This window comes from Paraburkholderia youngii (genome assembly GCF_013366925.1).
GTDB classification, from domain to species: Bacteria; Pseudomonadota; Gammaproteobacteria; order Burkholderiales; family Burkholderiaceae; genus Paraburkholderia; species Paraburkholderia youngii.
In genome coordinates this window covers 101271-128153 of sequence record NZ_JAALDK010000001.1, presented here as the reverse complement: position 1 = coordinate 128153, position 26883 = coordinate 101271, and the positions used below count along the sequence as shown (strand labels likewise).

The following is a 26883-nucleotide window of genomic DNA, read 5'->3' as shown; positions in this document are numbered from 1 at the left end:
GTCAATTTTGCTATTTGGCGTCTCCGGCTCGGTGATATGCTTGGAAAATCATCATTGTAACGGCTCGCTCCGTTCACAGGCTCACCTGCAACATGTGCCAACTTCTCGGAATGAACTGCGCCGCGCCGACGGACGTCACGTTTTCCTTTACCGGCTTTGCGGCGCGCGGCGGCGTCACCGATCACCACGCCGACGGCTGGGGCATCGCCTTCTTTGAAGACAAGGCCTGCCGCCTGTTCATCGATCATCAATCGTCGGCCACCTCGCCGATCGCCGAGATGGTCAAGCGCTACCCGATCAAATCGAAAAACACGATCGCGCACATCCGCAAGGCGACGCAAGGGCACATCCTGCTCGAAAACTGCCACCCGTTCATGCGCGAACTGTGGGGACGTCACTGGATCTTCGCGCATAACGGCGATCTGCAGGGCTACGCGCCGGAGTTGAACGGCGTGTATCAGCCGGTCGGCACGACCGACAGCGAACTCTCGTTCTGCGCGCTGCTGCAAGGTTTGCGCAAGGCTTTTCCGGGCACGCAGCAGCCGCCGCTTGACGAGCTGTTCGGCGCGCTCGAGGCGCTCACGCGTGAAATCACGCAATACGGCGTGTTCAATTTCCTGATGTCGAACGGCCAGGCGCTGTTTGCGCATTGCTCGACGCATCTGCATTACCTCGTGCGTCACTGGCCGTTTTCGACCGCGCATCTGGTCGACGCGGACGTATCGATCGACTTCGCCAAATACACGACACCCGAAGACCGCGTCGCCGTCATCGCGACCAAGCCGCTGACCGACAACGAAGTGTGGACCGCGTTCAAGCCCGGCGATCTGCTGATGTTCCGGCATGGCGAAGTGATCGGCCAGGCCAATATCCCGGTGCCGGACTCGGTGCTCGAAAAGCTGCGCAATCCGGCCCTCGATGCATCCGCATCGGCGACGACGATCGCGGCGTCGAACGGCGCGCAGCCGGTGAGCACGCGCGGAACCACGCTTTCGCCCGACAGCGAAACCGATCTCGAAGCCGCGGATGATGCGGCGGCGTTCGAGTCATGAACCGCTGACGTCGCCCTCAGCCAGGCAACAAAAAGCCGCTCCACGGAGCGGCTTTTTCTCATCCCCACACAAGCCTCGGCAACGAGGCCCGCGCAGCGAAGCTCAGTGCAGAATCTTCGCGAGAAAATCCTTCGCGCGATCCGACTTCGGATTCGCGAAAAAGTCTTCCTTGCGGTCGTCTTCGACGATCAAGCCCTTGTCCATGAAAATCACGCGATGCGCGACCTTCTTCGCAAAGCCCATTTCGTGCGTCACGCACATCATCGTCATGCCTTCCTGCGCGAGTTCGACCATCACGTCGAGCACTTCGTTGATCATCTCTGGGTCGAGCGCCGAAGTCGGCTCGTCGAACAGCATCGCGATCGGGTCCATGGACAGCGCTCGCGCAATCGCCACGCGCTGCTGCTGACCACCGGACAGCTGCCCCGGATACTTGTCCGCATGCGCGCGCAGACCGACGCGATCGAGCAGCTTGAGGCCCTTCGCGGTCGCCTCGTCGTTCGAGCGGCCGAGCACCTTGACCTGCGCGAGCGTCAGGTTCTGCACGATAGACAGATGCGGGAACAGCTCGAAGTGCTGGAACACCATGCCGACCTTCGAGCGCAGCTTCGACAGATTGGTTTTCTTGTCGGTCAGCGACTGACCGTTGATGACGATCTCGCCCTTCTGGAACGGCTCGAGGCCGTTGACGGTCTTGATCAGCGTGGACTTGCCCGAGCCGGACGGCCCGCACACCACGACCACTTCGCCCTTCTTGACTTCCGTCGTGCAGTCGGTCAGCACCTGGAAATGGCCGTACCACTTCGAAACATTCTTGATAGAGATCATCTTGCGACCTTTTTCTGAAGACCTTTGACGAGGCTCGACGCGATCACGCAGATCACGAAATAAACCGCACCCGCGAACAGTACCATCTCGACATTCGTGCCGTCACGATCGCCAATATTCGTGGCCGTGCGGAAGAAGTCGGCAAGGCTGATCACGTACACGAGCGATGTATCCTGAAACAGCACGATCCCTTGCGTGAGCAGCAGCGGCACCATCGCGCGAAACGCCTGCGGCAGCACGATCAGACGCATTGCCTGCCCATAGGTCATGCCGAGCGCGAACGCCGCGTTGACCTGGCCGCGCGGCACCGCTTGAATGCCGGCGCGGATGATCTCCGAATAGTACGCAGCCTCGAACAGCGAGAACGCGACCATCGCCGAGGCGAGCCGGATGTCGATGTCGGCCGACAGACCGAGCACGCTTTGCAGCACCTGCGGCACGATCAGGAAGAACCACAGCAGCACCATCACGAGCGGGATCGAACGGAACAGCGTCACGTAGCCCTGCGCGAACCATGCGAGAGGCTTGACCGACGACAGTCGAAACATCGCGAGAATGGTGCCCCAGATGATGCCGAACACGATCGCGACGAGCGTGATCTTGAACGTGATGATCGCGCCGGTCCACAGCGTAGGCAGTGCACCCGGAATACCGCTCCAGTCGAAATGATGCATCACTTGCCTCCGATATAGCCGGGCAGCCGGGACTTCGCTTCGACCCAGCGCATCAGTAGCATCACGATCACGTTGATCAGCATGTATGCGACCGTGACCGCGATGAACGACTCGTAAGTTTGCGACGTGTAGTCGACCAGCTGACGCGCCTGCGCGGACAGATCGAGCAGACCGATCGTCGAGGCAACCGCTGAGTTCTTGAAGATGTTCAGAAACTCGGAGGTGAGCGGCGGCACGATGATCCGGTACGCGACCGGCAGCAGCACGTAGCGATACGTTTGCCATTGCGTGAAGCCCACCGCGAGACCGGCCGCACGCTGGCCGCGCGGCAACGCGTTGATGCCCGAGCGCACCTGCTCGCACACCCGCGCGGCGGTGAAGAGGCCCAGACACACGATCGACGCCGAGAAGAACTGCGCGCTCGGCGGCAATTGCTTGAACCAGGTGCCGATCGACACGGGCAGCAGCTCCGGTATCACCAGATACCAGATGAAGAACTGCACGATCAGCGGAATGTTACGGAAAATCGCGACGTAGACGGTGCCGACGCCCGACGCCCATTTGTTCGGCACCGTGCGCAGCACACCGAACAGCGAGCCGACGATCAGCGCGATCACCCATGCCGACAGCGACACGGTGACCGTCACCCACAGCCCCGAGAGCAGCCAGCCCAGGTAGGTGGTCGGCTCGCCCGTGGAGACGGGACTCAGCAGAATGCCCCAGTTCCAGTGATATGACATGACCAAGACTCCGGCAAAAAGAAACGGAAGAAGCGCGTGGCCCCTTCCGTTCCGTTCAGCGTTTCGAAAGTGTCGAAAAAGCAGCTAGGGTTTAGTCGATTGCCTTGTCGTTCGGATTCTTGAACAGCGCACGCATGTCGTCGCTCATCGGGAAGTTCAGGTTCAGGCCCTTCGGCGGGATCGGCGATTCGAACCAGCGCTTGTAGATCGTTTCGCCTTCGCTCGACAATTGAACCTTCGCGATCGCGTCGTCAGCGACCTTCTTGAAGTCGGCGTCGTTCTTGCGCAGCATGCAGCCGTAAGCCTCACGCGATTGCGGCGTGCCGACGATCACGAAATCGTTCGGGTTGCTCGACTTGGCGCGCTCGCCGGCGAGCAGCGCGTCGTCCATCATGAACGCGGCGGCACGGCCCGTCGACAGCGTCAGGAACGACTCGCCGTGATCCTTTGCGCTGATGATGTTCATGCCCATGCTCTTGTCCTGGTTCATCTTGCGAAGCAGGCGCTCGGACGTGGTGCCGGCGGTCGTCACGACCGTCTTGCCCTTCAGGTCCGGGAAGTCCTTGATACCGGAATCTTTCTTGGTCATCAACCGCGTGCCGATCACGAAGATCGTGTTCGTGAAGGCAGCCTGTTGCTGGCGCTCGAGGTTGTTCGTGGTGGAGCCGCACTCGATGTCGACCGTGCCGTTCTGCACGAGCGGAATACGGTTCTGCGACGTGACCGGCACGAGCTTCACCTTCAGGTTCGGCATGTTCAGCTTCTGCTTGACGGCCTCGACGATCTTCATCGCGTAATCCTGCGAGTAGCCGATCACGTTCTGCTTGTCGTCGTAATACGAGAACGGAATCGACGACTCCCGATGGCCCAGCGAAATGACGCCGGTATCCTTGATCTTTTTCAGCGTCCCCGAGTCTTGCGCATGCGCGCCAACCGTAAACAATCCGAGAGTGGCGAGCAACAGTGCAGCTTTTTTAACCTTCATCTTGATCTCCTTGGCAAGAACCGGCGCCAGTGTAACAAAGTAATTTTTCTGAAAGTATTCCTATTAACCATGCTGTTGCGCGCACGCCGCGATGGGCCCGCGGCGCGGTCGCACAGCCGTTTCGCACATACGAGAAGGCGGGCGGCATCGATAGGATGCCGCCCGCCGGTCAAACACGCCGTCTTGTGGACCGCGCTGATGCACAAAATTTCGACGGTTTCGCCTCCCGGCCCGGATACCGGGCCGCCTCACCGCCGCTTCCAACAAGATAGGACAGGGTCCATCAGGGATACAAGCCGCGCATCTCGCGCGCTTGCAAAATCCGCTTACACGCGACGATGAACGCCGCCGTGCGCACCGACACGTTCTGCTCGCTCGAAACCTGCCACACCGCCGCGAACGCTTCGCGCATCACGCGCTCGAGGCGCTCGTTGATTTCGTCCTCGGTCCAGAAGAAGCTCGAAAAGTCCTGTACCCATTCGAAATATGACACTGTCACACCGCCCGCATTCGCGACCACGTCCGGAATCACGAGGATGCCGCGATCGTGCAGGATGTCGTCGGCCGCCGTGGTGGTCGGGCCGTTCGCGCCCTCGACGATGATCCTGGTCTTGATCTTGCCTGCGTTGTTTTCGGTGATCTGGTTTTCCAGTGCCGCCGGAATCAGGATGTCCGATTCGACGGTCCAGAACTCGTCAGCGGTGATCGCGTCGGCTTCAGGGAATCCGCCGACGCCGCCCTTCTTCGCGACGTAGTCGAGCAGCGCGACCGCGTCGATGCCGGTGGACTTGTACACCGAGCCGGTGTGGTCCTGCACCGCGACGACCTTCGCGCCCGCTTCCTGGAACAGACGCGCGGCGATGCCGCCGACGTTGCCGAAGCCCTGCACCGCAATACGCGCGCCTTCGATATCGAAACCGATGCGGCGAGCCGCTTCGCAGCCCACCACGAACACGCCGCGGCCGGTCGCCTCGCGGCGGCCGAGCGAGCCGCCGAGCGTGATCGGCTTGCCGGTCACGACGCCGGTGGCCGTCTGCCCCTGATTCATCGAGTACGTGTCCATCATCCACGCCATGATCTGCTCGTTCGTGTTGACGTCCGGCGCGGGGATGTCGGTATTCGGTCCGATGATGATGCCGATCTCGCTCGTGTAGCGGCGCGTCACACGCTCGAGCTCGCCGCGCGACAGCGTGCGCGGATCGACGCGGATGCCGCCTTTCGCGCCGCCGTACGGCACGTTCACCGCCGCGTTCTTCACCGACATCCACGCGGACAGCGCCATCACTTCGGAGAGCGTAACGTCCTGGTGATAACGTACACCGCCCTTGCCCGGACCGCGCGACACGTTGTGCTGCACGCGATAGCCCTCGAAGTGCGCGACCGTGCCGTTATCGAGTTCGATGGGCACGTCGACGACGAGAATGCGCTTCGGGCGCTTCAGGGTTTCGAGCCAGCGGGACAGCGAGCCGAGGTAGGGCGCGACGCGGTCGACCTGGCGCAAGTAGTTGCCCCAGGGGCCGAGATCTTCTTTGTTGAGGTAGGAGGGAACGGACTGCAACGTTGAGGCGGCTTGTGCCGATTCTGCGGCTTGTTGCTGGGATGACATGAACGCTCCGGCGTTTGATCGAGTACGGGCATTGTGGAAAAACGCCGTATTGAAATCCAATGCCGTTTCCTTATCCGGTTATGTTTTTCTTGCATAACGTTCGGAAAGCCGCAAATTCGCGTCGCGGCGACGCAGGTTCGAGCTTCAGTTTTATGCCGCGTTTCAGGCGGCGCTTTGCCGGAGTTCCTCCGACACGACGTCCCACAACTGCCGCACGAGGATCTGGCGCGCGTCGTCGCTTTTCGCGGCGAGCTTGTCGCGGTACAGGCGAATCTCCATGCTGAGCGTCAGCTGCCCTTCGGGTGTGCCGCGCGTCGCGCGATCGAGGCGGATCAGCCGGCCTTCGGCCACCGCATCTTCGACCGCGCTATGCGGCAGAAACGCGATGCCGTGACCCGCGAGCGCCATCGCTTTCAGCCCCTCTGCCATGTCGGTTTCGTAGAGCCGGTCGAGGTACAGGCGCTCCGGCGCGTTCGCGAGAATCACCTCGGTCATGCGCCCGAGGTACGCGTTCGGCGTGTACGACAGATACGGCGCTGGCGCGTCGGCCGAGCCAGGCAGCGTGTGACGCGGACGGCCCGCGCGGGTCGGCGCCGAGAACGGGCTGATCGGCTCGTGGCCGAGCGTCAGCATGTCGTAGCGCGCCGGATCGAGCGCGACCGGGTGGCTCGGATGGTGGTAGCCCATCATGAGATCGCAGCCGCCTTCGACCAGCGACAGCGCCGCATCGTGCACGTTCAGCGCGCGCAGCCGCGTGTGGATCGGGCCCATCTGCGCCTCGATGCGCTGCAGCCAGCGCGGAAAGTAAGTCAGCGACAGCGTGTGCGGGACCGCGAACTCGATCGTCGCCTGCGGCGCCGCCGTGTGGCCGCGCAGCAGCGCGCGCGCCTCGTGGAATTGCGACAGCATCGCGAGCGCCTGCTCGTTGAACACCTGCCCGGCCGCCGTGAGCCGCGTCGGATAAACAGAACGGTCGATCAGTTCCGTGCCGAGCCACGCTTCGAGCGCCTGGATGCGGCGCGAGAAAGCCGGCTGGGTGACGTGGCGCAGTTCGGCCGAGCGGCTGAAGCTACGTGTTTCCGCGAGCGAAATGAAGTCTTCGAGCCATTTCAGTTCCATGCGAGTGCGTTTGCCTGCGAGAGGGAAGAAGTCTGCATTCTAGCGGCGCGAAGTGCGGTCGACGCATCCGGACGGGCGCATCGCATCACAGTGGTAAAATCCACGGTTCCCTCCGTTTCCGATCCGCTCGCTGAGCGCTCAGTGCCTTAACCCGCGCCTCAACCTGCGCCTCAACCCGGTCCTCATCATGTCCGACACCCGCCCCGACACCCTGTTCGCGCTGAACGCGCTCTCCCCGCTCGACGGCCGCTATGCCGCCAAAACCGAAGCCCTGCGCGACTGGCTCTCGGAAGCCGCCTTCATGCGCAATCGCGTGACGGTCGAAATCCACTGGCTGATCGCGCTGTCGCGCGCCGGCTTCGCCGAAGTGCCGCGCTTCTCCGAGGCGTCCGAGCAGTTCCTGCTGCAATTGGCCGAGCGCTTCACCGCGCACGACGCCGCGCGCATCAAGGAAATCGAGCGCGTGACGAACCACGACGTGAAGGCCGTCGAGTACTGGCTCAAGGAATCGGTGAAGGGTCAGGAAGAACTGGAGCGCGCGAGCGAGTTCATTCACTTCGCGTGCACGTCGGAAGACATCAACAACACGTCGCACGGCCTGATGCTCGCCGGCGCGCGCGAACACGTGATCCTGCCGGCGCTGCGCTCGGTGCATCAACGCCTCATCGCGCTCGCGCATGCGCAAGCCGCCCAGCCGATGCTGTCGCGCACGCACGGCCAGCCGGCCAGCCCGACCACGCTCGGCAAGGAAATCGCCAACGTCGCCGCGCGTCTCGCACGCGCGATCGAGCGTATCGCCAAGGTCGAGCTGCTCGGCAAGATGAACGGCGCGGTCGGCAACTTCAACGCGCACCTGTCCGCGTATCCGGAGTTCGACTGGGAAGCGTTCTCGAAGGACGTCGTCGAGAATCGCCTGAAGCTCACCTTCAATCCGTACACGATCCAGATCGAGCCGCACGACTACATGGCCGAGCTGTTCGATGCGATCTCGCGCGCAAACACGATCCTGCTGGATCTCGACCGTGACGTGTGGGGCTACATCTCGCTCGGCTACTTCAAGCAGCGCACCAAGGCTGGGGAAATCGGCTCGTCGACGATGCCGCACAAGGTCAACCCGATCGACTTCGAAAACTCCGAAGGCAACCTCGGCCTCGCGAACGCGACGCTACGCCATCTCGCCGACAAGCTGCCGGTGTCGCGCTGGCAGCGCGACCTGACCGACTCGACGGTGCTGCGCAACATCGGCGTCGCCTTCGGCTACTCGCTGCTCGCGTACGACTCGCTGATCCGCGGCCTCGACAAGCTCGAAGTGAACGCACAACGTCTGAACGAAGACCTCGACAACTGCTGGGAAGTGCTGGCCGAGCCGGTGCAAACGGTGATGCGCCGTTACGGCATCGAGAATCCGTACGAGCAGCTGAAGGAACTCACGCGCGGCAAGGGCATCACGCGCGAGGCGCTGCAGAGCTTCATCGGCGGCCTGGCGATTCCGCAGGACGCGAAGGACCGTCTGCTCGAAATGACGCCCGGCTCGTACATCGGCAAGGCCGTCGACCTGGCGAAGCGGATCGCCTGATCGGCTGGTCCAGCTTCGGCTCATGGAAAAAGCCGCTCCGAGGAGCGGCTTTTTTTCGTCCCGCGTTCGAAACTGGAACGCGGGGAATCAAAGACTCAGCGCGCTTCGAGCTGCCTGAGCGCCTCGTCGACGATCTGCTCCGGCGTCAGATCGATGCTGACCGTGATCGCTTCATCGTCACCCGGCTCCTCGAGCGTATCGAGCTGGCTTTGCAGCAGCGACGGATCGAAGAAGTGCCCGGTGCGATGCCCGAGACGCTCCGAGAGCACCTCGCGCGAACCCTTCAGGTAGACGAAGCACACGTCCTTGTCGCCGGCACGCAGAATGTCGCGATACGAGCGCTTCAGCGACGAACACGTGAACACCGCCGTCTCGCCCGCCTTCTGCCTTTCCTCGATCGCTGCGCGGATCGTCTTCAGCCACGGCCAGCGGTCTTCGTCGGTGAGCGGAATGCCGTGGTGCATCTTCTCCTTGTTCGCCGCGCTATGGAACGCGTCGCCGTCGGTGAACGTGCAATGCAGACGCGCCGCCAGCATTTCGCCAATCAGAGACTTGCCCGCGCCCGACACGCCCATTGCGATCAGAATCATTTGAAACTCCTTACAGGACCGCCGCGAGTGCGAAGGTCAGGGCCAGCCCCATTATCGAAATGATGGTTTCGAGGAGCGACCAGGTCTTGAAGGTCTGCACCACCGTCATGCCGAAATATTCCTTGATCAGCCAGAAGCCGCCGTCGTTCACGTGCGAGAAGATCAGCGAGCCCGAGCCGGTCGCGAGCACCATCAGTTCCGGCTTCACTTGCACCGCGCCCGCCGCCGCGATCGGCGCGACGATGCCGCAGGCGGTCGTCATCGCAACGGTGGCCGAACCGGTCGCGAGACGGATCATCGCCGCGACGATCCAGCCGAACAGCAGCGGCGACAGATGCACCGCGGTCGCAACGTTGGTGATTTCCTTCGAAATGCCGCTATCCAACAGCACGCGGCCAAAACCACCGCCCGCACCGACGATCAGTGTAATACCCGCGATCGGCGCCAAACACTCGCCGCAGAACTTCTGGATCTGCTCGCGGTTAAAGCCGCGGCTCGCGCCGAAGGTCCAGAAGCTGACCAGCACGGCCGTCAGCAGCGCGACGTCGGTGTTGCCGAAGAAGCGCAGCAGATCGTTCGGCAGCGTCTTCGGTTCGAACACCAGGTCGGCCCAGCTGCCGACCAGCATCAGAACCACCGGCAACAGGATCGTGGCCAGCGTGATGCCGAAGCCCGGCAGTTCGCGCTTCGGTGTGTTGGTTGCCACGCCGTTGCCGTTATTCGCGTCGTGACTGAGAAACTGCGCGGCAAGCGGATTTTCCTTCGGCAACTGGATATGCCGGCTCACCAGCAGCGCGAACAGCGGACCGGCGACGATCGCGCAGGGGATGCCGACGATCAGACCATAGGCGATCGTCTTGCCGATGTCCGCGTGATACGCCTGCACGGCGAGCAGCGCGGCCGGGTGCGGCGGAATCAGCCCATGCACGACGGACAGACCCGCGACCATCGGCAGGCCGACCAGCAGCAGCGATTTGTTGGTGCGCTTGGCGACGTTGAACGCGATCGGAATCAGCAGCACGAAACCGACTTCGAAGAACACCGGCAAACCGACGATGATCGCGACGACCATCATCGCCCAGTGAATGTGTTTCTCACCGAACCAGTTGATCAGCGTGGTCGCGACGCGCTCGGCGCCGCCCGATTCGGCCATCATCTTGCCGAGCATCGTGCCGAGACCGACGACGATGGCAATGTGCCCGAGCGTGTTGCCGTTACCCGTTTCGAACGATTTGACGATGGTCTGCATCGGCATGCCGGCCACGAGGCCCAGCAGCAACGACACGATGATAAGAACGAGAAACGGATAGACCTTCAGGCGCGTGATCATGAAGATCAGCAACGCGATCGCGATCAACGCGTAGACCAGCAACATGCTTCCGTGGGCAGATTCCATGAAGCCCCTCCTTTGGTTTATTGATTTCAGAGTGCGGATGCGGCCGGCACTTCGTCTCACGGCAACCTGCGCGATGCCTGAAAACCCGGCTGGCCGCGCGGACGCTGAATTTTACTGTTTGTTTCAAAAACGCGCGCAAATCCAGCACGCATATCAAGCAAAAAAGAGTCTCGGCGCGACAGCCTGATGCGGCTGTATCGACGAGACTCCTGGGCCCGGCTCAGTCAACCGATGCGCTGGTGAGTCGTGGGGCTTAGTGTGCGGGCGCCGCCAACTGGCTCGCGGCGCGCGCAAGGCGCGTCACCTCATCCCAGTTCTGCGCGGCGAGCGCGGCCTTCGGCGTGAGCCACGAACCGCCGACGCAGACCACGTTCGGCAGCGACAGGAAGTGCGGTGCGCTTTCTGGCGTGATGCCGCCGGTCGGGCAGAACTTCAGCGCCGGGAACGGACCGTGGAATGCCTGCAGCATCGGCACGCCGCCGGCCTGCTGCGCGGGGAAGAACTTGACGATCTCGTAGCCGAGCTCGAGCGCGAGGATGATGTCCGACGGGGTCATCACGCCGGGCAGCAGCGGCAGACCCACATCCTGCGCGGCCTGGTGCATGTCATTGGTCAGACCCGGCGACACGCCGAACTGTGCGCCCGCCTTCTTCGCCTGGGCGCAATGTTCGGGCTTCGTGATCGTGCCGACACCGACCACGATGTCGTCGGCGAGCTCGCACGCACGCTCGATCGCGCCGAGGCCCGCCGGTGTGCGCAGCGTGATTTCGAGCACCTTCACTCCGCCCGCATGCAACGCGCGCGACACGTGTTCGCCCTGTTCGACCGTGTCGAACGCGAGCACCGGAATCACCGGGCCGAGGCGCACGATATCGCTTACTGTTTTCGACGTCATAGTCAGACTCCTTGTTTCTGCAGCGCCGCGCCGGCTTGCGCGGTGCTCGTGTGATGGCTGCTCGATTGATGGGCGTGCTTGTCGCCGTGCTTGTGGTGGCTGCCGTGGCCGTGCTGGCCGTCGAGCGCGCCGCCCTCGCCGATCAGCTTGCCGAACACCGACGCGCCTTGCTCCGCAGGTGCCGCCGCCGCACGGAACACGCCGAACAGCTCGCGGCCGAAGCCGGCTTCGTTGTCCGCCTGATGCAGCGGCTCGGCGTTCGGACGCGCGGCCCATTCGGCTGCGTCGATCTCGATGTCGAGCACGCCCGCTTCGGCGTCGATGACCAGCGTGTCGCCCGTGCGGACCTTGCCGAGCGGGCCTTGCAGCAACGCTTCCGGCGAAACATGAATGACCGCCGGCACCTTGCCCGACGCGCCCGACATACGGCCGTCGGTCACCAAAGCGACATGGAAACCCTGATCCTGCAACACACCGAGCAGCGGCGTCAAACGATGTAACTCGGGCATGCCGTTTGCACGGGCGCCCTGGAAGCGCACCACCGCGATGAAGTCGCGCTTGAGCTCGCCCTTGTCGAATGCTTCCTGCACCGCTTCCTGCGAATCGAACACGACTGCCGGCGCCTTCACCTTGCGATGCTGCGCCGCGACCGCCGAGATCTTGATCACGCCGCGGCCGAGCTTGCCCTGCATCAGACGCAGGCCGCCGTCCGGCTGGAATGGCTCCTGGATGCCGCGCAGCACCGCGGTATCCGCGCTCGCCTCGACGCCCGCGACCCATTGCAGTTTGCCGTCGAGCAGCTTGGGCTCCTCGGTGTAGCGCTTCAGGCCCTTGCCCGCGACGGTGTTGACGTCTTCATGCAGCAGACCGCCTTGGAGCAGATTGCGCACGAGGAACGCGACGCCGCCCGCCGCGTGGAAGTGGTTCACGTCGGCCTTGCCGTTCGGATAGATCTTCGCGAGCAGCGGCACCGCCTGCGACAGCGTGTCGAAGTCGTCCCAGTCGATCACGATGCCGGCCGCGCGCGCGATCGCGACGAGGTGCAGCGTGTGATTGGTCGAGCCGCCGGTTGCCAGCAGCGCGACGATGCCGTTGACGATCGCCTTCTCGTCGATCACATGGCCGATCGGCATGTATTGGCCGCGCTCGACCGTCAGGTCGAGCACGCGGCGCGCGGCCTGGGCCGTCAGCGCGTCGCGCAGCGGCGTGTGCGGATGCACGAAGGCCGAGCCCGGCAGATGCAGGCCCATCACTTCCATCAGCATCTGGTTGCTGTTCGCGGTGCCATAGAACGTGCAGGTGCCGTGGCTGTGATATGCGGCCGCTTCCGCTTCGAGCAGCGCGTCGCGGCCGCACTGGCCGGTCGCGAACTGCTGGCGCGTCTTGGCTTTGTCGTCGTTGGACAGGCCGCTCGTCATCGGACCGGCCGGCACGAAGATGGTCGGCAGATGGCCGAATTGCAGCGCGCCGATCAGCAGGCCCGGCACGATCTTGTCGCAAATGCCGAGGCACAGCGCGGCGTCGAACATGTTGTGGGTGAGCGCGACGGCCGTGCTCATCGCGATCACTTCGCGCGAGAACAGCGACAGCTCCATGCCCGCGTTGCCCTGCGTGATGCCGTCGCACATCGCCGGCACGCCGCCCGCGAATTGCGCGACGCCGCCGTTTTCGCGCGCGGCCTGTTTGATGATGTCCGGGTAGTTTTTGTACGGCGCGTGCGCCGACAGCATCTCGTTGTACGACGACACGATGCCGATGTTCGGCTCGCGGATCTGCTTGATCACGAGCTTGTCGTTGCCTTCGAGACCGGCGAAACCGTGGGCGAGGTTCGCGCACGACAACGCGCCGCGTGCCGGAAAGCGCCCCTGCGCATGCTGGATGCGGGCCAGATACGCTTCACGCGTGGGCTTGCTGCGCTCGATCACGCGTTGCGTGACCTTCAACAATTGCGAATGCGGGGAAACCATCGGAGCTCCTTCGTCGCTGGCGGCAGGCGCACGCATGACACCAGGCGGTATCGCGGGGTTGTGATATCGAACCACGCCATATTAGTAGAAAAACTACATGATCGCAAATACGACCGCTGTTGCGGTGCCGCATCGCGAGAATCGCCGAGTCGCCCAATTGGCGGCGTCTCGGCGCTTTGCAGCCGAAACCCAGGGAATACACTTACGCGCCGATATGTAGTTTTTGTACATAGCTTTTGTGCGCCAACGACCAATCGGATATAGTCCACACGTTCTTCAGCATAGTGCGAGTTTTCCGATGATGCTGTCCCAGGTGGAAGAGATGCGTGATCAGCTGCGCCCGTCCGAGCGCAAGCTGGCCGATTATGTGATCGAGGCACCGCGCGAGGTGCTCGATCTGTCGATGACCGAGGTCGCCGCGCGCGCCGGCGTGAGTCAGCCGACGATCGCGCGCTTCTGTCACGCGCTCGGTTTTTCCGGCTTTCGCGAATTCAAGATCCGGCTTGCGCAAGGCATCGCCAGCGAAGTGCCCGCCGTCTATCGCGACGTGCGGCCCGACGAGCCGACGCCGGGCGTCGCCGCGAAAGTGCTCGACCGGACCATCGGCGCGCTGATTCAGGTGCGCAACAATCTGTCGTCGGATAGCGTCGCGGCGGCGATCGACATGCTCGCGCAGGCGAAGCGCATCGAGTTCTATGGCGCGGGCGGCTCGGGCATCGCCGCGCTCGACGTGCAGCACAAGTTCTTCCGGCTCGGCATGCCGAGCGTCGCGTATTCGGACCCGCATACGTTTCTAATGTCGGCCGCGCTGCTCGGGCCGGGGGACGTGGTCGTCGCGATTTCCAACACGGGCCGCACGCGCGACATCATCGATGCCGCGAGGGCCGCGCTGAACACGGGCGCGAAGGTGATCGCGATCACGCACGGCAACTCGCCGCTCGCCCGGCTCGCGACCGTGGGACTCTTCGCGAACGTCGACGAAGACACCGACATCTTTTCGCCGATGACCTCGCGCGTGTCGCATCTGGCGATCGGCGACATTCTGGCGGTCGGCGTCGCGCTGAGCCGCGGGCCCGAACTGGTGGAGAAGCTCGCGCAGACGAAGGAAGTGATACACCGGCGGCGGGTGAACTCACAGGGGTAATCCGCTCCGATAAGAGTGGAACGACGGGCATAACGAAAAAGGGCGGTGTGCCATTCAACCGGCACACCGCCCTTTTGTCTTTTCCAGCGCCCAGCTTAACGCCGTCAGCCGCTCAGAACGGCTTGATCACCACCAGCGCGACCGCCGCGAGCATACCGAGCACCGGCAGCTCGTTGAACATCCGATACCACTTGTCCGAGCGGCGATTTTCGCCGCGCTCGAACCTGCGCAGCAGCACGCCGCAATACGCGTGATAGATGACGAGCAGCACGACCACGCCGACCTTCGCGTGAATCCAGCCCTGCCCGCTGCCGATGCCGATCACGAGCCACAACCACAAGCCGCACGCGATCGCGGGCACCGCGATGAAGCTCATGAAGCGGAACAGCTTGCGCGCCATCAGCAGAAGACGCGCCGTCGCGGCGGGTTCCGTTTCCATCGCCAGATTGACGAAGATGCGCGGCAGATAGAACAGGCCGGCAAACCAGGAGGCAATCAACACGATGTGAAACGTCTTTACCCAAAGCATCGGCGGGGGTCCTTGTGGTTCTTGTTGTTGTGTTCGTTGTGGCGGTGCTTCGCTGCGCGCTTATTGACGACCTTCGCCGTGCCCGAGCACGATGTACTTCAGCGAAGTCAGCCCTTCCAGTCCGACCGGGCCGCGCGCGTGCAGCTTGTCGTTCGAGATGCCGATCTCGGCGCCGAGACCGAACTCGAAGCCGTCCGCGAAACGCGTCGACGCGTTGACCATCACGCTCGCCGAATCGACTTCGCGCAGGAAGCGCATCGCGCGGTCGTGGTCTTCGGTAACGATCGCATCGGTGTGCTGCGAGCTATAAGTGTTGATGTGCTCGATCGCCGCGTCGATGCCGTCGACCACCTTGATCGCGAGCACCGGCGCCAGATATTCGGTGCGCCAGTCTTCCTCGGTCGCGTCGACCAGCGGGCCGACGCCCGCATCGGCCAGCACCGCGCGCGCCGCCGCATCGACGCGCAGCTCGACGTCCTTGCCTCGATACAATTGCCCAAGCGGCGGCAGCACTTCGGCCGCGACGCCGCGCGCGACCAGCAGCGTTTCCATCGTGTTGCAGGTGCCGTAGCGGTGCGTCTTCGCGTTGTCGCAGACGTTGAGCGCCTTCGCCAGGTCCGCGCGATCGTCGACATAGACGTGGCAGATGCCGTCGAGGTGCTTGATCATCGGCACGCGCGCTTCGTTCATCAGACGCTCGATCAAACTCTTGCCGCCGCGCGGCACGATCACGTCGACGTATTCGGTCATCGTGATCAGCTTGCCGACCGCCGCGCGGTCCGGCGTCGCGACCACCTGCACCGCGTCCTGCGGCAGACCGGCTGCTTCGAGCCCTTCGCCGATCAGCCTGGCGAGCGCGGTATTGCATTCGAGCGCTTCCGAGCCGCCGCGCAGAATGGTCGCGTTGCCCGACTTCAGGCACAGAGCGGCCGCGTCGATCGTCACGTTCGGGCGCGATTCGTAGATGATGCCGATCACGCCGAGCGGCACACGCATCTGGCCGACCTGGATGCCGCTCGGTCGATACTTCAGATTGCTGATTTCGCCGATCGGATCGGCCAGCGCCGCGACCTGGCGCAGGCCTTCGACCATCGTCTTCAGCGCCTTGTCGGACAGCGTCAGACGGTCGATGAATGCGGCGTCGTGGCCCTTGCCGCGGGCGCGTTCGAGGTCGCGCGCGTTGGCGGCCTTCAGCAGATCGGCATCACGTTCGATCGCCTCGGCAACGGCTGCAAGCGCGGCATTCTTCGCGGCGGTCGACGCCCGCGCCATCGCGCGCGAAGCCTGGCGAGCGCGTTGGCCGAGGTCGGTCATGTACTGGTCGATATCCATGGTCATTCTCGTGATGCCCCGCACGTTGGCGTACGGTGGTCGGGCAAGATTAGCGAAAGATCAAACGATTGTAAGTCGGGTACCGGGGCTTTGCTCGCGAGGGGGCAGCGGGTGCGCTGTGCTGTCGCGGGGTTTGCCGTTGCGTTGTGTTGAGCCCGTGGCATGGGAAACACGGCGGTCTGCATGTGACGCGATTGACGGTTGCTGTGCGATTGCAATCGCCGCTGGAACTCTCCCGCGCCTGGCTGTTTAGATTGGCCGCCGCGCTGGCGCCGCAGTCGGCGCCCGAGCTCGCGGCGGCACTGGCGACGCCGCCGACGGTTTTGGCGCGGCCACCGTCATTGCGAGTTCGAACAGGCCGTCCCACGGATCGGGCGGCGGATCGTTGCGATGATTGCCCGGCGTGCCGCCCGACAAGCCCTTGACCTGCCGGTCGAGCCGCGCCGCCAGCGCGAGCGCCTTCTCGAGCGCCGCTTCGCTGACACGCGACAGCGCCGGTCCGATCAGCCGTTCGCGCGGACCCCACACGCGGTTCTCGCGGGTGAGCATCGCGAGCGGCTTGCCGGCCGCGACGCCGCGCTTGATCCGCAACAGCGTGCGCACTTCCTCGACGACGGCCCACAGCACGAGCACCGCAGCCTCGCCTTCACCGCGCAGGCCGTCGAGCATGCGCGCGAGACGGCCGACGTCGCCCGCGAGCATCGCCTCATTGAGCTTGAACACGTCGTAACGCGCGACGTTGAGCACCGCGTCCTGCACCTGATCGAAGCTCAGCGAGCCGCTCGGATACAGCAGCCCGAGCTTCTGGATTTCCTGATGCGCAGCAAGCAGATTGCCCTCGACGCGCTCGGCGATGAACGCGAGCGCGCGCCGCCCTTCCTCGCCGGCTGCAACGCGCTGACCCTGGGCCGCGAGCCGCTGTCCGACCCAGTTCGGCAGCTGCGCGCGCTCGACCGGATCGATCTTCAGCGCGACGCCCGCATCGGCGAGCGCGGTGAACCATGCCGACTTCTGCGTGGCCGCATCGAGACGCGGCAGCGTGATCATCGTTAGCACGTCGTCGTTGACGGTGGATGCCAGGGCCTTCAGCGCGTCGGCGCCTTCCTTGCCCGGCTTGCCCGATGGAATGCGCAATTCGACCAGTTGACGGTCGCCGAACAGCGACATCGACTGGCTCGCGCCGAGCAGCGAGCTCCAGTCGAAATAGCGCTCGGCCGTGAACACCGAGCGGTCGGTGAAGCCTGCCGCGCGCGCCGCCGCGCGGATGCGGTCGCACGCTTCCTGCGCGAGCAGATGCTCGTCGCCGTACACGACGTACAGTCCGGCGAGGCCTTTGGCGAGATGCGCTTCGAGCGCGTCAGGTCGCAGTTGCATGGCTGGCGGTTGACGGGATGGATGAGATTCGACGACTCACGAACGGCGCGATGCTCACAGCGGCGGCGGCGGCAGCGGCGCGCGCGGCACGATGCCCGGCACGGCCTCGGCCGGCGTCGGATGCAGCGAGCGCACCACGCCGAGACGGCGGATCAGCTGATCGACCGCGTCGTTTTCCATGTCGGCGAACAGGATGTCGGACTCGGCGGCCTTCGCTTGCGAGAACTGGTCGCTATAGGTCATCGCGCGGTTCAGCGCGATAACGCTGCCCGGAATCAGCACGGTGCCGTCCTTGCCGGTCAGCGTGTAGGTCATCTGCAGATTCAGCTGATACTCGGCGACGACGCCCAGCGAATTCAGCGTCAGCGTGCTGAGGTTGCGGTTCTGCGTGATTTGCAGGATCGCGTCGGCATTGGCGACCGAGTTGACCACCACGGTGTCGCTGCCGCCCTGCACGATGCGCGTGAAGCGCGCGATGGCCGCGGGCGAGCCGCCCGACACATAGAGGCGCTTGAACGCGTAGTCCTGCTGGCCGCGCAACTGGAAGCCGCAGGCCGACAACATCATTACGCTGCAAGCGAGCGTCAAAAACGATCTGCGAGTCACATTCGCTCCCGGTTCGCAGTGGATTCGCAATGCCGAGGAACGCCGCCGGACGGGCGGCGCTCCATCTGCCGGATGAGGGCTCGGAACGTCAAACGACCACGTTCACGAGACGGCCCGGCACCACGATGATCTTCTTCGGCGCCTTGCCTTCGCTGAACTTCGCGACCATTTCGTGCGCGGCCGCTTGCTGCTCGATCGCGTCGCGCGATGCGTCCTTCCCTACCGTGATCGCGCCGCGTACCTTGCCGTTCACCTGCAGCACGAGTTCGATCTCGGCCTGTTCGAGCGCCTTCTCGTCGACCTTCGGCCACGGCGCGTCGAGCAGCGGGCCGAATTCCTCGGCATAGCCGAGCTCCTGCCACAGCTGGAACGTCAGGTGCGGCACGACCGGATACAGTACACGCAGCATCACGCCGTAAGTTTCACGCAGCACTGCCGTCTGCGCGCCCTTCGCGCCATCGAGCGCGTTGAGCATCTTCATCGCGGCCGATACCACCGTGTTGTACTGCAGACGCTGATAGTCGAAATCGGCCTGCTTCAGCACGCTATAGATCTCACGACGCAGCGCCTTGTCGGCGTCGTTGAATTGTGCGGCGTCCAACTGGCCGCCCGTGCGCAGCGCGGCTTCGTTCGTGTAGCCGAAGTTCCACACGCGACGCAGAAAGCGGCTCGCGCCTTCGACGCCCGAACCCGACCACTCGAGCTGCTGCTCGGGCGGAGCCGCGAACATCACGAACAGACGCGCGGTGTCCGCGCCGTGCTGATCGATCAGCATCTGCGGGGCGACGCCGTTGTTCTTCGACTTCGACATTTTCTCGACGCCGCCAAGCACGACCGGCTCACCGTCGGCGTTCAGCACCGCGCCGACCGGGCGGCCCTTGTCGTCGAACGAGACGGTGACGTCCGCCGGGTTGTACCAGGTCTTCTTGCCCGCTTCGTTTTCGCGGTAGTAGGTTTCGTTGAGCACCATGCCCTGCGTGAGCAGGTTCTTGGCCGGTTCGCCGAACTTCACGAGGCCGAGGTCGCGCATCACCTTCGCCCAGAAACGCGAGTACAACAGGTGCAGGATCGCGTGTTCGATACCGCCGATGTACTGATCCATCGGCGCCCAGTAATCGGTGCGCTCGTCGACCATCGTCTTCGCATCCGGCGACGCGTAGCGATAGAAGTACCACGACGAATCGACGAAGGTGTCCATTGTGTCGGTTTCGCGCTTCGCCGCGCCGCCGCAGCTCGGGCACGTGCAGTTCAGGAACGCTTCGGACTTCGCGAGCGGATTGCCTGTGCCGTCCGGCACGAGGTCTTCCGGCAGCACGACCGGCAGGTCTTTTTCCGGCACCGGCACGTCGCCGCATTTCGGGCAGTGGATGATCGGAATCGGCGTGCCCCAGTAACGCTGGCGCGACACGCCCCAGTCACGCAGACGCCACGTGATCTGCTTGTCGCCGAGGCCGAGTTCCTTAAGATCGGCGGCGATGCGGTCCACCGCTTCGTCGTACGCGAGGCCGTCGTACTTGCCGCTGTTGACCAGCGTGCCGGCCTTCTCGCCGTACCACTCCGCCCAGGCTTCAGTCGAAAACTCCTTGCCCTCGACCGCGACCACCTGCTTCACCGGCAGACCGTACTTCTTCACGAAAGCGAAGTCGCGCTCGTCGTGCGCCGGCACGCCCATCACCGCACCTTCGCCGTAAGTCATCAGCACGTAGTTGCCGATCCACACCTCGACCTGCTCGTGCGTCAGCGGATGCGTGACGTAGAAGCCGGTGGCCATGCCCTTCTTTTCCATCGTCGCGACGTCGGCTTCGGCGACGCCGCCGCGCTTGCATTCGTCGATGAACGCCTGCAGTTCCGGCTTGTCCTGCGCGAGACGCGTGGCGAGCGGATGCTCGGCGGCGATCGCGCAGAACGTGACGCCCATGATCGTGTCGGCGCGCGTCGTGAACACGCGCAGCAGCTTCTGCTCACCGTCGATTTCATAAGGGAAGCCGAAGTTCACGCCGAAGCTCTTGCCGATCCAGTTCTGCTGCATGATCTTCACGCGCTCGGGCCAGCCGAGGCCGTCGAGATCGTTCAGCAGTTCATCGGCGTACTGCGTGATGCGCATGTAGTACATCGGGATTTCGCGCTTTTCGACGAGCGCACCCGAGCGCCAGCCGCGCCCGTCGATCACCTGCTCGTTCGCGAGCACGGTCTGGTCGACCGGGTCCCAGTTCACGGTGCCGGTTTTCTTGTACGCGATGCCCTTTTCGAGCATCTTCAGGAACAGCCACTGGTTCCACTTGTAGTAGTCGGGGCTGCAGGTCGCGACTTCGCGCGACCAGTCGATCGCGAGACCCATCGACTGCATCTGCTTCTTCATGTAAGCGATGTTGTCGTAGGTCCACTGCGCGGGCGGCACGTTGTTGGCCATCGCGGCGTTTTCCGCCGGCATGCCGAACGCGTCCCAACCCATCGGCATCAGCACGTTGTAGCCGTTCATCCGCAGATAGCGGTACATCACGTCGTTGATCGTGTAGTTGCGCACGTGCCCCATGTGCAGCTTGCCCGACGGATACGGCAGCATCGAGACGCAGTAGAACTTGGGCTTGTCGGTGGTTTCCGTCGTCTTGTAGGCGTCGATGGCGCGCCATTGCCCTTGCGCGGCGGCTTCGACGTCGGAGGGAACGTATTTTTCGTGCATGGTGTGATGGGATCGCTAGGTTCGGTGCTTTCGCACCGGCCCGGTGCTCTGCAGAATGTCGTTGCGTCGTTTCCCCTTCGGCGGGGAAAGGGCTGATTATACCGTTCGCGGACGGGTGCGCCGCTACGCGCGGCATGGTGCGGGGCGGGGTGTGCCGGATTCGTCAACGCGCTGCGCGCCCGCCAGCGCCCGGTGATGCTCAGTGCTGCGCGGCGGGCGGCGGCGGGTCCGTCACGAAGCCGATCCGCTCGAGCCCCGCCTGCTGCGCGGCGCCCATCACCTGCGCGATTACTTCGTAGCGCGTCGAACGCTCCGCGCGCAGTTGGATGTCCGGCTGGTCCGCCTGCTTGCCGGCCTCGGCGAACTGCACGCGCATCTGCGCGAGCGTGATCGGCTTGCCGTTCCAGTAGAGCTTGCCGGCGCCGTCGATCGACAGGGAGATGGTTTGGGGGGTCTGGCGCGCGGGCGCCGCCGCGACCTTCGGCAGATCGAGCCGGATCGCGTGCGAGAACAGCGGCGCGGTAATGATGAAAATCACCAGCAGCACCAGCATCACGTCGATCAGCGGCGTCATGTTGATCTCGGCCATCGGCGCGGCCGTCTGCTTCTTCTCGAGTCCGCCGAATGCCATGTCGCCTCCTTGCGTCTGAGCTTGGCCCTGCCCGCCGCACGCCAAGCGTCAGCGGTGCGCCTCGTGCGCCGCCTGCTGCGCGCGGGGCGGCGTCGGCGCATGCTCGGGGGAGCACACGTACGCGTGCAAATCGTGCGCGAAACCGTCCAGCTCCTCGGTTAATTGCCGCACGAGGCGGCCCAGCACGTTGTACCCGAGCACCGCCGGAATCGCGACCACCAGACCGAACGCGGTCATGATCAGCGCCTCGCCGACCGGTCCCGCGACGTTCTCGATCTGCGCCTGCCCGCTCGCCGCGATGCTGCCGAGCGCGTGATAGATGCCCCATACGGTGCCGAGCAGACCGACGAACGGCGCGGTGCTGCCCACCGACGCCAGCAGCACCTGACCGAACTCGAGCCGCCGCTGCGACGCGGCGAGCGCCTGGCGCAGCGCGCGCAGCACCCGTTCGCTGCGCTCGACGCGCGCGAGCAGCGCGCCCGGAATGTCGACCTCGGCCGCATGGAGCGCCGCTTCGGCGAGCGGCGCGAACACGCGCTCACGGTCGGTGCGGCGCAGGATGGCGACGCCTTCGGCGAGCGTCGGCGCTTGCCAGAAGCGCGCGATCGCCCGCGAGGACTGGCGTTTCGCGCGCGCCAGAATCCAGCTCTTGACGATCAGAAAACACCAGCTCGCAATCGACATGGCCAGCAGCACGTAGGCGACGGCATGCGTGATCGCGTCGCTCGTTTGCAGGTAATGGATGATGCCGCTGCTGCCTGCCATCTGACCTCGCGTTAGGAAAGTGACTTCGGGAGGGCGCGCTCGGGATGCGCTGCCCCGCCTATGCGCAACGAACTTCGCTCAACGCAGGCCGAGCACGTCCTGCATGTCGAAGAAGCCGTTGTCGCGGCCTTCGAGGAAGCGTACAGCACGAAGCGCGCCTTGTGCATATGACAGGCGGCTCGCCGATTTGTGCGTGATCTCGATGCGCTCGCCGATGCCTGCGAACAGCACCGTATGATCGCCGACGATATCGCCGCCGCGAATCGCCGAGAAGCCGATCGTCGACGGATCGCGTTCGCCGGTCACGCCTTCGCGGCCGTAGACCGCGCAGTCGTCGAGATTGCGGCCGAGCGCGCCCGCGATCACTTCGCCCATCGTCAGCGCGGTGCCGGACGGCGCATCGACCTTGTGGCGATGATGCGCCTCGATGATCTCGATGTCGTAGCCGGTCGAGAAGTGCCGCGCCGCGTATTCGAGCAGTTTCAGCGTAACGTTCACGCCGACGCTCATGTTCGACGCGAACACCACGCCGATCTTCTGCGCCGCCGCTCGCAGCTGCGCTTTTTGCGCGTTGTCGAAGCCGGTCGTGCCGATCACCATTTTCACGCCATGGCGCTGCGCGGCTTCGAGATGCGCGAGCGTCGCGTCCGGGCGCGTGAAGTCGATCAGGTAGTCGGATTCGGCAAACACGCGCTCGATATCGTCGGACAGCAGCACGCCCGTCTCTTTGCCGAGGAACGCGCCGGCGTCCTGGCCAACCTGCGCCGCGCCCGTGCGGCAGAGCGCGCCGGACAGCGTCGTGTCGGCGTCGTTGAGGACGGTTTCGATCAGCATGCGGCCCATACGGCCCGATGCGCCTGCAATGGCAATTTTCATGACGATGAGGATTCGAAAAGAGTCAACCGGGATGGAGCCCGGCAAACGCGGCCCGGCGAATGCACCGACCAGTGTGCCGGGGAATGCGCCCGGTCGATATAGGGACAAGCGGCGACAGGCGACACGATCTTGCGACAAGGCCGGGCGGCTCGCTGCTGAAGCCAACGCCCGGGGCCAACCGGGACGGCTCGCTCCGGTGACTGACTGATACCGCCCGCTGCGGCGAGCCACTGCCGCGGCGCACTGCGGCAACAGGTTCATGCGGCCCAAGCGGCGCATTTCCGGCCTCGCCTGACACCGGACGAACACACATCTGGCGGGCGCCGCACATGCTGCGCGCAGCCCGCCTCACAACACCGACAAGCGGATCAGTTGCTCGTTCCGGACGTTGACGGCGAAGCGCTCGGCGTCGAGCTGTCGCCGCTTTGCGAGCCCGTCGGGCCGACCGGGTTGCTCTCGTTTTCCGGCGCCGGCGGCGGCGGGCGTTTGAACTGGAACTGCGGCTGACCACCGGCCGTCGGGCCTTGCGTCGGGATCCCGCCAGCGCCCGCTCTCGGCACGGCCGGACGCACGGACGGCGCGCCGCTCGGCGTAGACACCGCGCTGGTCGCGCGATTGGCCGCCTGGGCAGCTTCCGCGTTGGCGTCCATGGACGGCGTGGCGGCTTCCTGGGCGCCTTCGACCGACGGCGAGCGCGTCGTGTCCACCGTGACCGGCGCCGCGGCGGCAGCCCCGCTTGCGGCGGCTGCGGCGCTGGCGGCCTCGGCCGCGCTCGCCGGCGTAGCGTTCGAGCGACGGCCACTGCGGTCGCCGTCGATTTCGGCCAGCAATTCGAGATTGGTCGGCAGATCCTCGCCACCCGTCCAGTGGGTCACGGTGTCGCCCGAGAAGAACACGACGAAGTCGCGTTGCTGAACGATCGAGGTGTTGCCACGCTTGAAATAGAACGTGTAGTCCCAGCGATCCGCGTGGAACATGTCGGTCAACAGCGGCGTGCCGAGCACCTGACGCACCTGTGCGCGCGTCATGCCGACCTTCATCTGGCCGGCCATTTCCTGCGACACGAAGTTACCTTGCACGACCGTAATCCGATACGGCGTAATGCTTTGGGCAACGCGCTGGGTCAGGCTGTCGTACGTGGAACATCCGGCAAGAACCGCGACAGTCGCAACCGCGATCAAGGTACCCCGCATGCGGCTCCCCCGGTAGATCAATTGAGATTTAGAAATCATTTCACTCACCGTGCGGGCCCGCTTGCGGGCCGCGCTCATTCCATCGAAAATGACCAGAACGGCAAAACACATTACTATGAGAGCCCAGCATTGTACTCTAGGGATCCCTTGTCATGACCAATCCAACCGATCTCAAGAATATCGGGCTCAAGGCGACCCTTCCGCGCCTCAAAATCCTTGAGATTTTCCAACACAGCCCGGTACGTCATCTAACCGCCGAAGACGTATATCGCAACCTCCTGCACGAGGAACTCGATATCGGTCTCGCCACCGTGTATCGCGTGCTGACGCAATTCGAGCAGGCCGGCCTGCTCTCGCGCAGCAATTTCGAGTCGGGCAAGGCGGTGTTCGAACTGAACGAGGGGACGCACCACGATCACCTCGTGTGCCTCGATTGCGGGCTCGTGGAAGAGTTTTTCGACCCCGAAATCGAAAGTCGTCAGCAGTCCATCGCCAAGGCACGCGGCTTCAAGCTGCAGGAGCATGCGCTGGCACTGTATGGGGCGTGCACGAAGGAAAATTGCCCGCATCGTAAGCACTGATGCATCGCTGGCCGCGTGCGAATACGCGGCCTGGCAAGTCAGAAGAAAGACCCGGCCGATGAGAATCGGTCGGGTTTTTTTGTTCAGGCGACGGACGGCGAATACGGCTATCCGACCGGTTCCACGCTCGGCTCGAAGGCGAGCCGCCACGGCTCGGCCAACTGCAATTCGTCGCAATTCGGCGCGTCGCCGCCACGATCGACGACGATGAAGTCGCTGACCTGATCCAGCGCGAGCAGCGGATGGTGCCAGACCCCTTTCGCGTAATTGACACCCTGCCACGCGTCGGTCCAGAACGCGCGCATCCGCGTGGCGTCGAACTCGCCGGCCGGCGCGACCACCACCAGATAGCGGCCCGCGCGTAAGGGAATGAAAGCCTGGCTCCCGAGCGGATGCCGCTCCATCATCGTGATCTCGACGGGGAGCGCGCGCGGCTGCGCGCGAAACAGATTGACGAGCGGCCGGCCGCCCTGCTCCGCCACGTCGACGCGCGCTAGGTCGTGATAGCGCTCGGTGGTGCCGCCATTGATCGGAAAATGACGCGCGCCGTCGAGTTCGATCACGTCGCCGAACGGCGCGAAGGCCGTGCGCGTCAGGCGTTCCATCTGCAGGATCTTCATGCGTGCCGCTCCCTGATGTTGCGTGCGTTAAGCGATCTCGCCCCACAGACGCAGGCGCGACACACCGCCGTCCGGGAAGATGTTGAAGCGCACGTGCGTGACCGGCCCGAGCGCGGCGAGGTCGTCCGTGAACGTGTGCACGTGGTCCATCTGCAGCTGCTGTTCGCCGAGCAGCACCGGCCAGAACATCGCCTGCGTGACGAGGGAATCGTCGGTGCCGCCCGTCACCGATGCCGCCTGCAGCGAGCAGCGGTCCGGGAAGTTGCCCTTGAAGTGCGCCGTATCCACTTCGATCTTGCGGATCACGCCGGGCCGCGCGAGCGCGACGATCGCCCAGTCGTTGCCCGGCTCGCGACGCCGCCGGGTTTCCCAGCCGTCGCCCATGTTCACGCCGCGGCCTGGCATCAGCATCTGCGAGGCCGGCCCGAAATGCTGGTTGTTCGCGGCGACGAGGTACGCGCCGTTTTCGATCGCGGCGAGATCGAGCAGCGTGCCGCGCTCGACGCGGCTCCAGTCCCGCTGCGGCTGGCCGTACACGCGCAGTCGGGCGAGCCCGCCGTCCGGATAGAGATTCACCCGCAGATGGGTGACCGGGCGCGCGTCTTTCACTTCAACATAGTGATGCTGGTTGCCCTGTAGCGTCGTCGCCGGCACCAGCGGCTGCCAGTCGGCGTGCTCGGGCGGCACGTCAGCGTCGCTGTGACAGGCATCGATCGACGCCGCCGGCGGGAAATTGCCGGTGAAGTGGCTAGTATCGAGATCGACGCCATGCACGACGCCCGGCCGCGCGAGACGGATCACGCAATGGTCGTGGCCGGTCGTACGCTTGCGACGCGTCTCCCAGCCGTCCATCCACTTGCCGTGGTCGTCGTATTTGCCGGGGATGAACACCGCCGGCTGCGGCTCGAGCATGCGCTCTTTCGGCGCGAAGAATTCGTCGCTCGCGAACAGCGCCTTTGCGCCGAGGCGCGGATCGGCGAGGTTCATGTAGCGGCGCGTGAAGACGGGGGCGTTCGGGTCGAGGATCGGGTTGGCCATGATGTCGGTCAGTGTGGAAGAGGTCAGAAACGGCCGGCGGCGCCACGGCAGCCGCCGGTTTGCGAAAAAACTCCGTCTGAAGACGA

Annotated in this window: 26 protein-coding genes; 5 read left to right on the top strand and 21 right to left on the bottom strand. The window is 64.3% G+C overall.

Annotation, left to right across the window (positions count from 1 at the left end; genetic code table 11):
- The first annotated feature begins 92 nt into the window (after nt 1-92).
- The gene (locus G5S42_RS00590; RefSeq protein ID WP_176105078.1) at nt 93-1052 is read left to right on the top strand and encodes a class II glutamine amidotransferase; all 960 of its coding nucleotides are present in this window, start codon (nt 93-95) and stop codon (nt 1050-1052) included.
- Nucleotides 1053-1154: 102 nt separating this feature from the next.
- On the opposite strand, the gene G5S42_RS00585 is transcribed toward G5S42_RS00590, so the two are convergent.
- The 6 genes from G5S42_RS00585 to G5S42_RS00560 form a co-directional block, all read right to left on the bottom strand.
- Nucleotides 1155-1880: an amino acid ABC transporter ATP-binding protein gene (locus tag G5S42_RS00585; RefSeq protein ID WP_176105077.1), complete on the bottom strand. Its 726-nt coding sequence runs from the start codon at nt 1878-1880 to the stop codon at nt 1155-1157.
- Entirely contained in the window at nt 1877-2554 is a 678-nt protein-coding gene (gene gltK, locus G5S42_RS00580; RefSeq protein ID WP_176105076.1) for a glutamate/aspartate ABC transporter permease GltK, read from the bottom strand. Before gltK ends, G5S42_RS00585 begins: the two co-directional genes overlap by 4 nt.
- Nucleotides 2554-3294, bottom strand: a complete 741-nt coding sequence (locus G5S42_RS00575; RefSeq protein ID WP_176105075.1) for an amino acid ABC transporter permease — start codon at nt 3292-3294, stop codon at nt 2554-2556. The genes gltK and G5S42_RS00575 overlap by 1 nt, the downstream gene beginning before the upstream one ends.
- A gap of 91 nt (nt 3295-3385) precedes the next feature.
- On the bottom strand, nt 3386-4279 hold the full coding sequence (locus G5S42_RS00570; protein WP_176105074.1) for a glutamate/aspartate ABC transporter substrate-binding protein: 894 nt from the start codon (nt 4277-4279) through the stop codon (nt 3386-3388).
- Nucleotides 4280-4562: 283 nt separating this feature from the next.
- On the bottom strand, nt 4563-5885 hold the full coding sequence (locus G5S42_RS00565; protein WP_176105073.1) for a Glu/Leu/Phe/Val family dehydrogenase: 1323 nt from the start codon (nt 5883-5885) through the stop codon (nt 4563-4565).
- A 162-nt stretch (nt 5886-6047) separates the two neighbouring features.
- On the bottom strand, nt 6048-7004 hold the full coding sequence (locus G5S42_RS00560) for a LysR family transcriptional regulator (protein WP_176105072.1): 957 nt from the start codon (nt 7002-7004) through the stop codon (nt 6048-6050).
- Nucleotides 7005-7191: 187 nt separating this feature from the next.
- On the opposite strand from G5S42_RS00560, the gene purB reads away from it, so the two are divergent.
- Nucleotides 7192-8580 carry an adenylosuccinate lyase gene (purB, locus tag G5S42_RS00555; RefSeq protein WP_176105071.1) on the top strand — a complete coding sequence of 463 codons (1389 nt, stop codon included), beginning with the start codon at nt 7192-7194 and terminating at the stop codon, nt 8578-8580.
- A gap of 95 nt (nt 8581-8675) precedes the next feature.
- Here the strand turns inward: purB and G5S42_RS00550 are convergent, their stop codons facing one another.
- Together G5S42_RS00550 and G5S42_RS00545 are read right to left on the bottom strand one after the other, a co-directional pair.
- Entirely contained in the window at nt 8676-9170 is a 495-nt protein-coding gene (locus tag G5S42_RS00550) for a gluconokinase (protein WP_176105070.1), read from the bottom strand.
- 10 nt (nt 9171-9180) lie between these two features.
- Entirely contained in the window at nt 9181-10566 is a 1386-nt protein-coding gene (locus tag G5S42_RS00545) for a GntP family permease (protein ID WP_176105069.1), read from the bottom strand.
- Between G5S42_RS00545 and G5S42_RS43750 the strand changes: the two genes are divergently transcribed.
- Nucleotides 10565-10753 (top strand): hypothetical protein, encoded by a 189-nt coding sequence (locus G5S42_RS43750; protein WP_217709825.1) that lies wholly within the window; start codon nt 10565-10567, stop codon nt 10751-10753. The genes G5S42_RS00545 and G5S42_RS43750 overlap by 2 nt on opposite strands.
- A gap of 66 nt (nt 10754-10819) precedes the next feature.
- Here G5S42_RS43750 and eda read toward each other — a convergent pair whose 3' ends face one another.
- On the bottom strand, nt 10820-11461 hold the full coding sequence (gene eda, locus G5S42_RS00540; protein WP_176105068.1) for a bifunctional 4-hydroxy-2-oxoglutarate aldolase/2-dehydro-3-deoxy-phosphogluconate aldolase: 642 nt from the start codon (nt 11459-11461) through the stop codon (nt 10820-10822).
- 2 nt (nt 11462-11463) lie between these two features.
- Nucleotides 11464-13428, bottom strand: a complete 1965-nt coding sequence (gene edd / locus G5S42_RS00535; protein WP_176105067.1) for a phosphogluconate dehydratase — start codon at nt 13426-13428, stop codon at nt 11464-11466.
- Between the two features lie 298 nt (nt 13429-13726).
- Between edd and G5S42_RS00530 the strand changes: the two genes are divergently transcribed.
- Nucleotides 13727-14572 carry a MurR/RpiR family transcriptional regulator gene (locus G5S42_RS00530; RefSeq protein WP_176105066.1) on the top strand — a complete coding sequence of 282 codons (846 nt, stop codon included), beginning with the start codon at nt 13727-13729 and terminating at the stop codon, nt 14570-14572.
- Between the two features lie 112 nt (nt 14573-14684).
- Here the strand turns inward: G5S42_RS00530 and G5S42_RS00525 are convergent, their stop codons facing one another.
- The 9 genes from G5S42_RS00525 to G5S42_RS00485 all read right to left on the bottom strand — a co-directional run bounded on the left by G5S42_RS00525 (nt 14685) and on the right by G5S42_RS00485 (nt 24558).
- Nucleotides 14685-15101: a CopD family protein gene (locus G5S42_RS00525; RefSeq protein WP_018421800.1), complete on the bottom strand. Its 417-nt coding sequence runs from the start codon at nt 15099-15101 to the stop codon at nt 14685-14687.
- Between the two features lie 60 nt (nt 15102-15161).
- The gene (locus G5S42_RS00520) at nt 15162-16433 is read right to left on the bottom strand and encodes a glutamate-5-semialdehyde dehydrogenase (RefSeq protein ID WP_176105065.1); all 1272 of its coding nucleotides are present in this window, start codon (nt 16431-16433) and stop codon (nt 15162-15164) included.
- Nucleotides 16434-16682: 249 nt separating this feature from the next.
- Nucleotides 16683-17807, bottom strand: a complete 1125-nt coding sequence (gene holA / locus G5S42_RS00515; RefSeq protein WP_176105064.1) for a DNA polymerase III subunit delta — start codon at nt 17805-17807, stop codon at nt 16683-16685.
- Nucleotides 17808-17861: 54 nt separating this feature from the next.
- Nucleotides 17862-18413, bottom strand: coding sequence for an LPS-assembly lipoprotein LptE (locus G5S42_RS00510; RefSeq protein ID WP_176105063.1), 552 nt, complete (start codon nt 18411-18413; stop codon nt 17862-17864).
- Between the two features lie 88 nt (nt 18414-18501).
- Nucleotides 18502-21093, bottom strand: a complete 2592-nt coding sequence (gene leuS, locus G5S42_RS00505) for a leucine--tRNA ligase (protein WP_176105062.1) — start codon at nt 21091-21093, stop codon at nt 18502-18504.
- Between the two features lie 199 nt (nt 21094-21292).
- Nucleotides 21293-21724, bottom strand: a complete 432-nt coding sequence (locus G5S42_RS00500) for an ExbD/TolR family protein (protein ID WP_176105061.1) — start codon at nt 21722-21724, stop codon at nt 21293-21295.
- A 48-nt stretch (nt 21725-21772) separates the two neighbouring features.
- A complete protein-coding gene (locus G5S42_RS00495; RefSeq protein WP_176105060.1) occupies nt 21773-22489 on the bottom strand; it encodes a MotA/TolQ/ExbB proton channel family protein in 717 nt (238 codons plus the stop codon).
- Between the two features lie 78 nt (nt 22490-22567).
- Nucleotides 22568-23365: a 4-hydroxy-tetrahydrodipicolinate reductase gene (gene dapB, locus G5S42_RS00490; protein WP_176105059.1), complete on the bottom strand. Its 798-nt coding sequence runs from the start codon at nt 23363-23365 to the stop codon at nt 22568-22570.
- Between the two features lie 368 nt (nt 23366-23733).
- A complete protein-coding gene (locus G5S42_RS00485) occupies nt 23734-24558 on the bottom strand; it encodes an outer membrane protein assembly factor BamE (RefSeq protein WP_176105057.1) in 825 nt (274 codons plus the stop codon).
- 152 nt (nt 24559-24710) lie between these two features.
- Between G5S42_RS00485 and fur the strand changes: the two genes are divergently transcribed.
- On the top strand, nt 24711-25139 hold the full coding sequence (gene fur / locus G5S42_RS00480; RefSeq protein ID WP_027198845.1) for a ferric iron uptake transcriptional regulator: 429 nt from the start codon (nt 24711-24713) through the stop codon (nt 25137-25139).
- A 107-nt stretch (nt 25140-25246) separates the two neighbouring features.
- Here fur and G5S42_RS00475 read toward each other — a convergent pair whose 3' ends face one another.
- Nucleotides 25247-25759: an ureidoglycolate lyase gene (locus G5S42_RS00475; RefSeq protein ID WP_176105055.1), complete on the bottom strand. Its 513-nt coding sequence runs from the start codon at nt 25757-25759 to the stop codon at nt 25247-25249.
- 27 nt (nt 25760-25786) lie between these two features.
- Entirely contained in the window at nt 25787-26797 is a 1011-nt protein-coding gene (alc, locus tag G5S42_RS00470; protein WP_176105054.1) for an allantoicase, read from the bottom strand.
- Nucleotides 26798-26883: the final 86 nt, after the last annotated feature.